18 protein-coding genes are annotated in these 13,063 nt (G+C 62.2%); 17 read left to right on the top strand and 1 reads right to left on the bottom strand.

What is annotated here, in order from left to right; all coding sequences use genetic code 11:
- From FBX97_RS00765 to FBX97_RS00800, 9 genes are all read left to right on the top strand, one after another.
- Entirely contained in the window at positions 1–1,677 is a 1,677-nt protein-coding gene (locus FBX97_RS00765; protein WP_141828358.1) for a terminase large subunit, read from the top strand.
- Positions 1,677–1,853 carry a hypothetical protein gene (locus FBX97_RS29435; protein ID WP_185748550.1) on the top strand — a complete coding sequence of 59 codons (177 nt, stop codon included), beginning with the start codon at positions 1,677–1,679 and terminating at the stop codon, positions 1,851–1,853. The genes FBX97_RS00765 and FBX97_RS29435 overlap by 1 nt, the downstream gene beginning before the upstream one ends.
- On the top strand, positions 1,853–3,076 hold the full coding sequence (locus tag FBX97_RS00770; RefSeq protein ID WP_141828359.1) for a phage portal protein: 1,224 nt from the start codon (positions 1,853–1,855) through the stop codon (positions 3,074–3,076). The genes FBX97_RS29435 and FBX97_RS00770 overlap by 1 nt, the downstream gene beginning before the upstream one ends.
- Before the next feature lie 7 nt (positions 3,077–3,083).
- Complete coding sequence (locus FBX97_RS00775) at positions 3,084–4,097, top strand: head maturation protease, ClpP-related (RefSeq protein ID WP_221631715.1); 1,014 nt, start codon at positions 3,084–3,086, stop codon at positions 4,095–4,097.
- A gap of 2 nt (positions 4,098–4,099) precedes the next feature.
- Complete coding sequence (locus FBX97_RS00780) at positions 4,100–5,329, top strand: phage major capsid protein (RefSeq protein WP_221631716.1); 1,230 nt, start codon at positions 4,100–4,102, stop codon at positions 5,327–5,329.
- Between the two features lie 56 nt (positions 5,330–5,385).
- Positions 5,386–5,586 carry a hypothetical protein gene (locus FBX97_RS00785; RefSeq protein ID WP_141828361.1) on the top strand — a complete coding sequence of 67 codons (201 nt, stop codon included), beginning with the start codon at positions 5,386–5,388 and terminating at the stop codon, positions 5,584–5,586.
- An 89-nt stretch (positions 5,587–5,675) separates the two neighbouring features.
- Entirely contained in the window at positions 5,676–5,963 is a 288-nt protein-coding gene (locus FBX97_RS00790) for a hypothetical protein (protein WP_141828362.1), read from the top strand.
- Between the two features lie 9 nt (positions 5,964–5,972).
- A complete protein-coding gene (locus FBX97_RS00795; RefSeq protein ID WP_141828363.1) occupies positions 5,973–6,392 on the top strand; it encodes a hypothetical protein in 420 nt (139 codons plus the stop codon).
- 3 nt (positions 6,393–6,395) lie between these two features.
- Positions 6,396–8,714, top strand: coding sequence for a hypothetical protein (locus FBX97_RS00800; protein ID WP_141828364.1), 2,319 nt, complete (start codon positions 6,396–6,398; stop codon positions 8,712–8,714).
- 65 nt (positions 8,715–8,779) lie between these two features.
- Here FBX97_RS00800 and FBX97_RS29440 read toward each other — a convergent pair whose 3' ends face one another.
- Positions 8,780–8,935, bottom strand: a complete 156-nt coding sequence (locus tag FBX97_RS29440; RefSeq protein ID WP_185748425.1) for a hypothetical protein — start codon at positions 8,933–8,935, stop codon at positions 8,780–8,782.
- Between FBX97_RS29440 and FBX97_RS00805 the strand changes: the two genes are divergently transcribed.
- The 8 genes from FBX97_RS00805 to FBX97_RS00840 all read left to right on the top strand — a co-directional run bounded on the left by FBX97_RS00805 (position 8,934) and on the right by FBX97_RS00840 (position 13,015).
- Entirely contained in the window at positions 8,934–9,647 is a 714-nt protein-coding gene (locus FBX97_RS00805; protein WP_141828365.1) for a hypothetical protein, read from the top strand. The genes FBX97_RS29440 and FBX97_RS00805 overlap by 2 nt on opposite strands.
- Before the next feature lie 169 nt (positions 9,648–9,816).
- Entirely contained in the window at positions 9,817–10,383 is a 567-nt protein-coding gene (locus tag FBX97_RS00810) for a hypothetical protein (RefSeq protein WP_141828366.1), read from the top strand.
- On the top strand, positions 10,380–10,688 hold the full coding sequence (locus FBX97_RS00815; RefSeq protein WP_141828367.1) for a phage head closure protein: 309 nt from the start codon (positions 10,380–10,382) through the stop codon (positions 10,686–10,688). Before FBX97_RS00810 ends, FBX97_RS00815 begins: the two co-directional genes overlap by 4 nt.
- The gene (locus tag FBX97_RS00820; RefSeq protein WP_141828368.1) at positions 10,685–11,194 is read left to right on the top strand and encodes a hypothetical protein; all 510 of its coding nucleotides are present in this window, start codon (positions 10,685–10,687) and stop codon (positions 11,192–11,194) included. Before FBX97_RS00815 ends, FBX97_RS00820 begins: the two co-directional genes overlap by 4 nt.
- Positions 11,191–11,541 (top strand): DUF3168 domain-containing protein, encoded by a 351-nt coding sequence (locus FBX97_RS00825; RefSeq protein WP_141828369.1) that lies wholly within the window; start codon positions 11,191–11,193, stop codon positions 11,539–11,541. Before FBX97_RS00820 ends, FBX97_RS00825 begins: the two co-directional genes overlap by 4 nt.
- 90 nt (positions 11,542–11,631) lie before the next feature.
- Entirely contained in the window at positions 11,632–12,264 is a 633-nt protein-coding gene (locus FBX97_RS00830; protein ID WP_141828370.1) for a phage tail protein, read from the top strand.
- A 101-nt stretch (positions 12,265–12,365) separates the two neighbouring features.
- Positions 12,366–12,677, top strand: coding sequence for a phage tail assembly chaperone (locus tag FBX97_RS00835; protein ID WP_141828371.1), 312 nt, complete (start codon positions 12,366–12,368; stop codon positions 12,675–12,677).
- A 53-nt stretch (positions 12,678–12,730) separates the two neighbouring features.
- Complete coding sequence (locus FBX97_RS00840; RefSeq protein ID WP_221631717.1) at positions 12,731–13,015, top strand: DUF1799 domain-containing protein; 285 nt, start codon at positions 12,731–12,733, stop codon at positions 13,013–13,015.
- Positions 13,016–13,063: the final 48 nt, after the last annotated feature.

Here is a 13,063-nt window from a genome sequence, read left to right on the forward strand (position 1 = left end):
ATGCCGGCCGATTTCGTCGGCATGGCGCAGGAATACGCGCAGGCAGTCGTCAAAGGCAAGATCGTTGCGTGCAAGTGGGTGAAGCTGGCCTGCAAAAAGCACTTGGACGACCTCAAGGCCAGCCGGCGAAAGGCATTCCCGTATTACTTCGACGAGGATGCGGCCACCAAGGTCTGCACGTTCCTGTCGCTGATGCCTCACACAAAGGGCAAGTGGGCGCGAAAGCGCGAGACAATCACGCTTGAGCCATGGCAGTGCTTCGGGTTCGTTGCGCTGTTCGGCTGGAGGATCAAGAAGAACGACCGGCGCCGGTACCGAAAAGCGTACTTCGCAGTGCCGCGAAAGAACGGCAAGTCGATCATCGGTTCGGGCATAGGCTTGTACATGTTCTCGGTCGACGGCGAGTTCGGCGCCGAGGTCTACTCGGGCGCAACCACCGAAGCGCAGGCCTGGGAGGTCTTCCGGCCGGCCAAGCAGATGCTCGAGCGCACGCCCGAGCTGCAGCAGGCGCTGGGCGCCGAGGTCTGGGCCAAGGCGCTCCTGGTCCCAGCCGACGGATCGCGCTTCGAGCCGGTCATCGGCAAGCCGGGTGACGGCGCCTCGCCATCCTGCGCGATCGTCGATGAGTACCACGAGCACGATACGTCCGAACTGGTCGACACCATGGAGACTGGTATGGGCGCGCGCGAACAGCCGCTGCTGCTCATGATCACGACAGCCGGCTTCAATATCGCCGGGCCCTGTTACGACCAGGAGGTCGAGGCTAAGAAAGTCCTCGAGGGAGCGCTGGACGACCCGGAGTTGTTCGCGTTGATCTACACGATCGACGAGGGCGACGACTGGACCAAGCCTGAGGCGCTGCGCAAGGCCAACCCGAACTTTGGTATCTCGGTCGACGAGGACTTCCTGCTGGCGCAGCAGCGCGGCGCGATTCAAAGCGCAGCGAAGCAGACCCGATTCAAGACAAAACACCTGAACATCTGGTGCTCGGCGAAGTCGGCCTGGCTGAACCTGTTGGAGTGGAATAAGTGCGCGGACTTTACGCTGCGCCCCGAGCAGTTCAAAGGAGAGCGGTGCTACATCACCCTCGACTTGGCGAGCCGCTCGGACGTCTGCGTGATCATGCTGATGTTCGTGAAGGTGATCGACGGGAAGCAGCATTTTTACTTCTTCGGCAAATATTACCTGCCCGAGAACGCGATCGAGAACGACCCTAAGAACTCGGGCGCGTATCGCAAATGGGTAATCGAAGGCTTCCTAGAGCAGCACGAAGGCGCCGAAATTGACTTTGACCTGATCGAGCAAGACACGCTTGAGCTGGTAAGCGAGTACGGCCCGGAAGAGGTCGTTTTCGACCCATACCGCGCGGCGCAGCTTGAGCAGCGCCTGACCAAGAACGGCATAACTGCGGTCGAGTTCCGCCAGATCGTAGCGAACATGTCGCTCCCGATGAAGGAGCTTGAGAGCGCGATCAAAGCCGGCCGCGTGCACCACGACGGTAATCCGATGCTGACTTGGATGATGTCCAACGTTGTGGCGAAGCTCGACGCCAAAGACAACATCTACCCGCGCAAGGAAAAGCCCGAACAGAAGATCGACGGCCCAGTGGCCGCAATCATGGGCGTGGGCCGAGCCATCAGCGGCGAGTTCGCTGCAACATCATTCTGGGAATCCTGATGAAAAAACTGATCACGATGGTTCCCGACGCCCTCATCCTTAGCGGCGCCGGGGCGCTGTCCCATGGCGCTGGCCTACTGCACCCAGCGGCCGGCTTCATCATGGCCGGAATCCTGTTGCTGGTCGGCGGCGTGAGCGCGGCCCGCCGCGCGCCGGTCGAGAAGGATGAGGCCTGATGTCATTCTTCGTCCAAAAGGGGCGCCGCAACCAGGCGTTCACCGAGCCTTTCTGGCAGGAGTGGATTGGCGCGCTGGAGTCGGCAACTGGCAAGGCGGTCAACTGGAAGACTGCGCTGCAGGTTGCAACCGTGTTCGCGTGCTGCCGCGTGATCGGTAACGGCTACGCGCAGGTCCCGTTCAAGCTGATGCAGAAAAGCGGGCGCCGCAGGGTTCCCGCGACAAAGCACCCGCTGTACCGCTTGCTATCGCTGAAGCCTAACGACTGGCAAACCAGCTTCGAATTCCGGCAGATGCTGGCCTGGCACATCGAGCTGTGCGGCAATGCCTACGTATTCAAAAATCGCAGCGTGACCGGCAAGTACATTGAGCTGATCCCGCTTCCCCCAGGCAGGGTTACGCCGAAGCAGGACGAAAATCTGCTCATTACGTACGAAGTGATGGGTCTCGACGGCACAACGCGGACGCTCACCAGGGACCAAATCTGGCATCTGCGCGGACCGACCATTGACGGATTTCACGGACTTGACGTCGTCAAGTTGGCGCGAGAAGCGATCGGCCTTGCGATGGCCACCGAAGAGGCGGCAGGGCGGCTGCACAAGAACGGCATCCAGAACACTGGCGTCTACGCGGTCGACTCGACGCTCGATAAAAAGCAGTATGACGACTTGTCGGGCTGGATAGCCAAGCAGTTCGCTGGCCTGCAAAACGCGGGCAAGCCGATGATCCTGGACCGCGGCGCCAAATTCCTGAACACCTCCATGAGCTCGGTCGATGCACAATCGAACGAGACCCGGAAGACGCAGGTAGAACAAATCTGCTCATTCATGGGCGTCTTGCCAATCAAGGTGGGTTTTTCCGATAAAACGGCCACGTTTGCAAGCGCAGAAGAAATGAACCGGGCGCACCGCGAAGACTGCCTTGCGCCAAGGTGGGAGTCGTTCGAGCAGTCGGCAATGATCAATCTCCTGACGGACGATGAGATCGACGCCGGGCTTTACTTCAACTTCACAGAAGAGGGCCTGCTGCGCGGATCCGCGAAAGACACTAAGGATGTGATCTTGGGCTACGTGAACGGCGGCTTGATGTACCCGAACGAGGGGCGCGACCTGCTCGACCTGAACCCAGACGACGACCCCGCAAGCGACCGCCTGCGCATTCCAGCAAACATCGTCGGCGAGCCAAAGGCCGCCGAGCCAGCAACACCTGCTCTTCAGGAGTAACTCCCGCATGCCATCCCCAAATATGCAGCGCAAGGCTGCAGGACGAGTGCTGTCCGCTGAAAACGAACGCATGCTGCGCGAGGCGCGCGACAGCCTCGATAACGTCCTGTCGAAGTTGGCCCAGGAGGACCCGGAAGACGCCGGGTCGGTCCGCCATATGAACCGCATGGCGCTGAAGCCGGGCCACGTTCGCGTCAATGCGCAACTGGCCGACAATGAGGCCGAGGTGCTGATCTACGGCGACATCGGCTACGGCTGGTACGACGAGGGCATCACCGGCGAGTCGATCTCGAACCAGATCGCCGAGCTGGATGCTGACACGATCCACGTGCGCATCAACAGCGGCGGCGGCCTGGTGTTCGAAGGCCTGGCTATCTACCAAGCATTCGCTCGCCACGACGCTCACATCATCGTCCACATCGACAGCATCGCGGCCTCGATCGCCAGCGTCATCGCGATGGCCGGCGACGAGATCCGCATCAGCGAGGGTGCGAACCTGATGATCCACAAGCCCTGGTCGGGCATGTGGGGCGATGCCGATGCGCTGCGCAAGGAAGCCGACGTGCTCGACCAGCTGCAGGCCGGCCTGATCAACATCTACGAAGCGCGCACCGACGCGAAGCGCTCTGACCTGGAATCCTGGGTCAACGGCGAAACGTGGTTCCTCGGTCAAGCGGCCGTCGATGCCGGCTTCGCCGACGTCGTCGTGCCGGCCAAGAAGAAAAAGGCCGCCGCCTCGGCGATGCTGAACCACTTCAAGAATACCCCTCAGAACCTGCTGGCGTCCGCTAGTGGGCCGGAAATTCGCGAGTTTGAAGCCTTCCTCCGCGACGGAGAAGGGCTCTCGAACGCGCAAGCAAAGCGCATCGCAGCCGCGATGCCGCGGGTGAATCGCGACGATTCCCCGGAACCGCCAGAAAACCCCCTCCGCGATGGTGGGGACCCTGCGGATGAACAGCGCGCCGCGGCTTCGCGGATCGCGCAGCACATCAAAAACATCACCTCCACCATCAAGGAATGACCATGGCAGATAAAGACGCCGCACAAGAAGTAATGGAAGCGTTCAACGAGTTCAAGCGCACCAACGACGCGAACCTGCAAAAACGCAGCGCCGACCTGGACGCGAAGCTCGACAAGATCAACGCAGCACTGGACAAGCACGAAGCCAACAGCCAGCAGCTGACGCTGATCGAAAAGCAGAATAAGGCGATCCAGGATCAGGTCGACGCCATCGAAAAGATCGCCAACCGCGCCGGCCTGGGCGGCAACAGCGATCCGGCCGCTAAGGCTGCGCAGGAATACATGGAAGCGTTCAACCGCGTCATGCGCAAGCCGTCCGGCGACCGCGATCCGGTCGACATGGCAATGGTTCGCGAGCGTCAGGCTGCGCTGATCAAGACCGACGACGCGAGCGCCGGCTACCTGCTGGCCCCGCCGGAGATGCAGAAAGAGATCATCAAGAACGTGATCGAGCTGACCCCGATGCGTGCGCTCGCGACCGTCCGCTCGATCGGCGTCGGCAGCCTGAAGATGCCGAAGAAAACCGGCAACGGCTCGGCATCCCGCGTCGGCGAAACCGCGCAGCGCAACAACACCGGCGATCCGGCGTACGGCATGCTGGAGTTCTTCGCTCCGGAAATGTTCGCCCGCATCGAAGTGTCCCAGCAGATGCTGGAAGACGCCGACTACGACCTGTTCGCCGAACTGCAGGAAGACGCTTCCGAACAGTTCGCCGTGCGCGAAGGCCTGGAGTCGATCAGCGGCACCGGCGGTTCGGCGCAGATGGAAGGCATCCTGACCAGCACCGACATCGGGTTCACCCTGAGCGGCGCCGCGGCCGATCTGACCGCCGACGGCCTGATTTCGCTGTACCACGACCTGAAGACCGCGCATGCGCGCAACGCCGTCTGGGGCCTGAACCGCAACACCCTGGGCAAGGTCCGCAAGCTGAAGGACACCAACAACCAGTACCTGTGGGCGCCGGGCATCGCCAACGGTGTGCCGAACACCATCCTGGGCTCGTCCTATGCGGAGATGGCCGACATGCCGAACGTCGCAGCCAACTCGTTCCCGATCGTCTTCGCCGACTTCAAGAAGCTGTACGTGATCGTCGATCGCGTCAACGTCTCGCTGCAGGCCGACTACACCACCGGCGCCGACCATGGCCTGGTGGTCTTCCGCGCCCGTCGACGCGTCGGTGGTGGCGTGCGCCAGGCCGAAGCCGGCCGCAAGCTGAAGATCGCCGCTTCGTAATCGCAACCACCCAAAGGGCCTGGTGAGAACCGGGCTCTTTGTTTTAGGAGAAAGCGATGAAGCTTGCAAAGCACTTCCAAGGTGTGCCTGACGGGAAAATCTACCCAGTGCAGTACCAGCCGGGCGACGAATGCCCGCCCGAACTCGAGGCTGCGGCCGCCGAACTCGGCGCGCTCAACGCTGATGCGCCGGCGCCGGTTGACGGCGGCGACCAGCCGACGCCGCCCAAGTCCGGCCGCGGCTCGCGCGCCAAGTAACCCATGAAGCCCGAAACCGCCGCCTGGCTCGCCCGCGTGCGCGCCGGCCGGCGGTTTCTGCTCGTTCGAACACCCTGTCGGAGATCCACATGATCCACCTGACGATGACCCCCGAAACCTTCAGCGTCCGTGCATACGACCGGCCTGACGGCTACGAAAAGCGGCTGCCATACCGAGCCATCGTGCAGGTGAAAAGCCTCGACGGGAAGGTCGCCCATCTGGGCGGCGCGATCGGCACGGTAGATCGTGAGACCTGGGGTGCGCTGCTCGTTCTGCTGCGGGAGAAGGGCTTTACCGCAGTGATGCTCGAGCGGCACAAGAAAATCAAAACCATCACGCTGGGCTCGGCCGATGCCGACCCGGTTACCGAATCCTGAAAGGCCGCCATGTCTTCGACCGCATACGACAGCTACCTGGACGACGTCCTGGCCGGCAACATCACCAAGGGCGACACCTATTACGTGATGCTGGTCGGCTCGGGCTATACCGAGAACAAAGGCACGCACACCAAGCGCTCGGACATCACCAGCGAGGTGAGTGGCACCGGCTACACCGCCGGCGGCCAGGCCATAGTGCCGACCTTCACCAAGGACACGACCAACCACCGCGTGGTCGTTACGTTCCCGCAAGTCGCCTGGGCCAACTCGACCATCACCGCGCGCAAGGCCGTGTACTACAAGCGCCGCGGCGGCGCGGCATCCGCTGACGAACTGGTCTGCGTCGACGACTTCGGCGCCGACGTCTCCACCAGTGCAGGCACCTTCACCCTGAACGCGACCACCATTACCATCAACACCCCGGCCTAAAGCATGAAATTTCCCGAGCGCGTAAGAGTTGCAACGACCGGCGTCGGCACAGGCTCGCTGACCATGGCGGCGACAGCCGTTTCGTCCGAATATCGCACCGCGGCGGCCGCTGGCCTCGTGGCTGGCGATACCTTCCCCTATTCGATCGGCCTCGCCGGCTCTGCGGAGTGGGAATGCGGCATTGCCACCATCACGACCGTGAGCAACGCTGCCGTCACGTTCTCGCGCACGCCGACTGCAAGTTCGAATGGCAATTCGCTGGTCAACTTCAGCGCCGGCCCCAAAGAGGTCATCTGCACGCCGCTGGGCGCCACGCTGACGAAGTGGGAAAACGGCACATCGACGCGAGTGGTGTTTGCCTCCTCGTCCATCGTGAGCGATAGCACTCTCGGCATGACGCCAGGAACCGGCGCGGATCAAGCCGCGAAGGCGCAGACGCTGCTCGACCTGGCTGCGAATGGTCCTTTCATGTTGATCTGGGACATCGCAGGCAGCCTCGGCTCGACGTTGCGAGCGCGCAGCAATACGACCGTCAAGGCGCTGCCGAACTGCGGCGCCGTCATGCTGCCAGGTAGTAACGTTCCCATGTGGCGTAACTACAACCCGACGAAATCGCCGGGCGGCATCATCGACGAAAATATCCGCTTCGAGGGCGGCATCTGGCACGGCAACCTCGGCACGATGACGGCGGGCGATCAGGTTACGCTATTCGATTTCTACGGCGTCAAGAACATCTCGACCGGTGGCGAGATCGAATTCCGCAAGCCGGCAGGGTTCGCATTCCGTGTCACGAACGGCGTTCGCATCACGGTAGACGGCTACACCGTCGACCACGGCGCCGGCAATACTCTGGTGAGCACTGACGGCGTCCACATCAACGGCCCGGCAAGCCACATCCGCATCGCGCGCGGACGCCACTACAACGGCGCCGACGACGGCATCGCCCTGAATGCAGACGATGGCTGGGGCGCGATCACTCCAGGTCCGCTGGACGGCTCCTATGGTCCGATCACCGATGTGACCATCGATGACATCGAATTTCAGACCTACGTTTGCGGCGTGCGCCTGCTGTCGGGCGGTTCGCCCATCGACAACGTCAGCATCAACAACATCAAGGGCAAGACCGGCGCATATGCTTTCATCGCCGACAATTTCAACCCTGCGCAGACGCAGCAGACGGGGCCCGGCAACATCGGAACCGTTCGTCTGAGCAACGTTGCAATGGAGAACGTTCCGGTGAACGGCTGGGGCAAGATGGCCGTGCACCTCAACTGCAAAATTGGGCAGTTTATTTTCGAGGGCGTCACCAAGAACAAGCTCAACAACGAACTTTTCCCCTCGCTTCGTATTGGCGAGAAGGCCGACATTGGCCAGCTACTGATCGACAAGTACATCAGCCGTCCGAGCAACGGCGCCACCTACCTGACGAAGCAAATTCACTTCGTCGCGGGTTCCAAGGTCGGCCAGGTGGTGCTTGCCAACTCGATTTTCTATGCGCCATCAGCAGTATCTGGCTGTCCGGTCGTTGTCGAGAGTGGCGCCACAATCGATCAGATGGTCCTCAGCGGGAACCTCGGTCGCAACTTTACCGATTTCGTGGAGAACAACGGCACTATCGGCGCCGTCATCTCCCCAGCGGGCAGCAACAGCATGGTTACGCCAGCCGCTCCTACTGGCTGGGTCACGCAGAGCGGCACGCCATGGGGCGCCTCGACGGATTCGAGCGCGATCACGTACAACGGTCCGGTTCCTGGCGTGATCGCCTCGGCGAAGCAAGCCGTCAACGATGCTTTCAACGGTAACGTCAAGGTCAAGGCGCGCCTGCGTTTTGCGACGCATACGACCGTCACGCAGCATGCGGCCATCTTGGTCCGTGGTACCAGCCTGGTGCCATACAGCGGCGTCAAGAATTTCATCGGGATGGACATCGCGCTCAACCAGAGCGGCGGCGCAGCGGTCAAGTCGCTGAAGTCCGTTGGTGGCGTGCAGAGCAATATCAGCCAAGAAATGAACGCAGGCGCCAACCTCGCTACGGCAACCGACTACGACATCGAGTTCAATGTCAAATCGTCGAGCGCGAGCCAGCATCAGGTCGACATTTATATTCAGCGGGTGTCCGACCAGAAGTGGCTCAAGTACGACAACACTTGGTCCGATACGAAAGTTCAGGCGCGAGGCGATGCTCATGCGGATGCTAATTTGCCGCCTGTGTCTGGCGAAGTCGGCGTCTACGCCTACGACGAAGGGGACAGTCAGCATGCTGGTGACGGCGTCACGCCAACCATCAGTTTCTCCAACTTTACTGTCGCGGCAGCGTCTTAAGCCATGATCGGATACTCGCCCATTGGAGTTACCCCGATCGGGGCGATAGCGGCCGCAACAGCGAGTCAGAATGCGACGGCGCCGGGTGCGAGCCTGGTGGCGACGAGCAGCGTGGTTGGCGGCGCTGCAGTCGGCGCGGCGGCCGGCATCGCCAGCGGTGCGCAGCTGATTGCGACCAGCAGCATGTCGCCAGGATCGGCGTCCGGGTCCCGGTCGGCCATGGCGAACGGCGCGGTGCTCGTCGCATCGAGCGCGATGGCGCCAGGGGCGGCGATTGGCGGCTCTTCAGGTGGAACAATCCCAGGGGTGGTAACTGTGCCGGCATCACGAACCGCGAAGTTCGCAGCAAATCCGCGTGCAGCCGTGTTCAATACGACGCGGCCGGTGTCTTTGACGAAAGGCGCATTGGACGAGCTGTGGTTTGTCGGCGACTTCACCAAAGACCTGACGGACGCCGCGACGACGACGGTGTCGGTCGTACCAGTGTCGGCCGCCGTGGTTGTTCTCGAGGGCCCGTCGCTCCAGGGCGCGCTCGGCCTTGTCAAGCTGGGCGCGATGAGTTCTGGGTCGGCCTCCTTCACATTCCGCGTGACCTGCGCGAATGGCGAGGTGTTCGATCGGACCATCCTCCTGACGGCAGTGGAAGACCGCCTGTGGGTATTTGGCAAGGATCCAGACGACCAGCGGTTCTACGCGTTCGACTTCGCTGCCGACCTGGCGCTCAGTGCGAATACCACGTTGGCATCGGTGGGCACGCCCATCGTCGTCGGCATGACCGCGCTCTCGGGGCCGAGCATTCAGGGATCGCAGGTCGTCATGAAATTCGGTGGCCTGGCTGCAGGCGACACGGTCAACTCGTGCGGCTTGCCGGTCAACTTCGCTAACGGCGAAAAAATTTACCGCTCGATTTACTTCACCAGAGAGGACCACTGATGATCAACGCTGCTGACCTCCTGGCTGCGCACGTCCGGACTGAGGGCGGGACGAAGATCCCTCCGCAGCCGGCCGACCCGGCTGATCCGGTCGAATACGTCGGCGCGCCTGCGACAAGCGGTGCACTGCCGATCGGAGGCCGGCCGCCTGCAACTCAAGGGAGCGCCCGATGACCTTCAAGATTGTGGTGCGCCCGACCGCTTTGGCCGTATCGATGCAGGAGGCGCAATCGAACGCGCGCGCCGACGTCGGGGCGGACGGCATTTCGGCGCTTGACGCCGACATCGTGCGCGCGATCCGGACCTACACTGCGGAAGCCGAGACCGAAACGAACCGGCTCATCATGGAGCAGACCTGGGAGCTGACGCTCGATGCCTTTCCGGCAGAGCGCTCGATCAAGCTGTATAAGCCGCCGCTACTCGCCGTCGACTGGGTCAAGTTCTACGACGTCAACGGCGAACAGCGGACGCTCGACCCGGCCGACTACCAGGCCGACGCCAAGTCGGATCCGGGCTACGTCGTGCTCAAGCCCGGGCGCGCCTGGCCGGCGACGGCCGACATGATCGGCGCCGTCGAAGTGCGTTTCCGCTGCGGTTATGGCGCAAATGCCGCTGCGGTGCCCGACGGCATCTCCGGCTTCATCCTGGCGCGCGTACAGGAGCATTTCGAAACCGGCGGCCAGCCCAAGAACGAATACATCAGGCGGCTGTTGTGGTCGGAGGTCTACTACGCATGACGATGAACCACCGATTCACCTTGCTGCAGCCGAACACGGCGCGTGACGCTGCCGGTCAGCGGGAGCGCGGGTTCGAGCTGGTCGGCGAGCGCTGGGGTGACGTGCTCTTTCAAACCGGTGCAGAGACAATGCGCGCGAATACCGAGGTGGTGATCAAGCGCTGTTCGATCCGGGCCAACTACGACCCGGCCGTCAACGAGTCCTGGCGCGCGCGGTACCTGGGCGTCGAGTACGAGATCAAGTCGGCTGTGCCGGATTCGAAGGACCGCCGGAAGATGTTTCTGGTCTGCGAGAGCGTCAAATGATCGGCTTCGATACCACGGACCTGTTGCGCGCGGTGCAGGAAACTATCGGCCAAATCACGCCGGATGAAGGTGTGCTGCGCGCCATGGGTGTTTCCGGCGCCGAGATTTTCCGCGAGGAGGCGAAGCACAACGCGGCATCGCATGCCAAGACCTGGACGATCCACCGCAACATCATCATGAAGCACCTGCCGGAGGATTCCGACGGCGCTCAGCGGCAGGCCTATCTGGTTACCGTCCGGAAGGGCGGCTACGGTGGCGGTGATGCGTTTTACTGGCGCTTCGTCGAGGAGGGTCACAAGTTCGTGCCCAAGAACACCAAGATCGGCAAGCGCGGCAACAAAATCGGCTGGGCCGCGCACCGGAAAGCCGCCGAGCTTGAATATGGCACTGCCAGCGCGCCGGCTTATCCGTTCATGCGCCCTGCATACGACAGCAGGAAAAGCGACGCGGTGAACGCCATGTCGCTGACGCTCAAACAGCAATTGATAAGGAATGCCACACGATGAGCGTCCACATCGAAGTGCGCGAGGCCCTGCGCGGCTTGGCCGGCGACAAGGTGTTTCCGCTCACGGCCCCAGAGGGTACGCCGCCGCCTTACATCGTCTTCCAGGTGGTGGGTGGCGCCGTGCAGGAGTTCGTGAGCGGCGAGAAGCCCGAGAAGAGACAGCGCCGCGTGCAGGTCAAGGTCTGGTCGGAGTCGACCATTGAGGCCGCCGAGATCGCGGAGCAGGTGGAGGATTCGCTCCGCGCCGCCGTCGACCTGCAGCCTGAAGTCTTGACGATCCCGATCGATATCCTGGACGAAGCCACCAATTATCGCGGCACGATGCAGGACTTTTACCTGTTCTGCTGATCGTTTTACCCCATCACCAGGCCGCCTGAGCAATCCGGCGGCCTTTTTTCATGCCCGGCTTCCGGGCTTTTTTCCATCTGAAAGGCCCAAATGCAACTGCCCAACAACATCGCGTTCGCCGTGGCGAGTGCTTTCGCCGCCGCCGTCAACATCACGGCAGCGACCAACGCTTCGGAGTCCGTGTGCACGGCAACCAACACCTTCGCCAACGGCGACTTCGTCGAATACACCGGCGGCTGGAGCAAGGCCAATGGCCGCGTGTTCCGCGTGAAAGCCGTCTCCGGCACCGGATTCACCATCGAAGGCCTGGACACCACCGACACTTCGCTGTTCCCGGCCGGTGCCGGCGCCGGCTCGGTGCGCAAGGTCACCACCTGGGTGCCGATCGTGAAGGTCACCGCAGCCGATATCTCAGGCGGCGACGGCAAATTCGCCGAGGTGCCGCTGCTGGATACCGACATGCCTGTCTCGCTGCCGGACGGCTTTACGTCGACGACCGTCGCGCTGACGATCGCTGACGAGCCGACCGCGGCGCACCACGCAGCCCTCAAGGCCATCTCGGATGGCGTGAAGCTGACCTGTCTGCGCGGCGTGCTGCCGAATGGCGGCGTGCTGCTGTACGCCGGCTACTGCTCGTTCAACGAAAGCCCCAGCCTGAGCAAGGGCAACGTCATGGCGGTCAAGGCCACCTTCTCGCTGCAGAACAAGGTCGTCCGCTACTAAGCCGCATCTGCTTTGCCAGCCGGCGCCTGGTCGGCGTTGGCCTTTCCGCCGCGGGGTAGCTCCTCGCGGTCTTTTTATTCCCTCCTGAAAGACAAAAAATCATGGCGAAAATTTCCCTCGATCCGAACCCGACCTTCAAAGCCAAGGCCCCGATCCACGTCCCGGGTGGCCGGAAGGCCGAAATCGAATTCAAGTTCAAGTACCGCGATGCGGATGAATTCAAGGACTTCACCGAGAAGCTGGAAGGGCGCTCGGACGTCGACATCCTGATGGACATCGCGGTCGACTGGGATCTGGATGAGGCTTTCGACAAGCAGAGCGTCGAGAAGCTGACCAAGAAATACATCGGCTCGGCCCGCTCGGTCCTCAACACCTATGTCGACGAGCTGACCGGCGCCCGCGCAAAAAACTGATCGACGTTGCGACGGCTCTCTACACGCCCGAGCCGACCGACGAAGAACTCGAGGTGGCCGGCCTGACGCGTCAGGACGTCGCAACGTCGATCGAGGTGTGGCCGCAAACCGAACGGGCTTTCAGCCTGTTCCGCAGCCTGCGCACGCAATGGCAGGTCGGGATGGGCGGCCCGGTTGGACTCAACTTCGTGGTGGCCTATCACCGCATGGATCGCATGGGCCTGGCGCCGGCGGAATATGACCAGCTCGACCAAGACCTTCAGATTATGGAGGCGGCGGCACTGCAAGTCATGCACGAGCAGATTGAAGAGCGCGCCCAGCGCAGTGCTCGCGAATAACACAGCATTAACAAAGCCGCCACAGCGCGGCTTTTTCATAGGTGCGCC

The organism is Herbaspirillum sp. SJZ107 (assembly GCF_006715485.1).
Classification (GTDB): Bacteria; Pseudomonadota; Gammaproteobacteria; order Burkholderiales; family Burkholderiaceae_D; genus Telluria.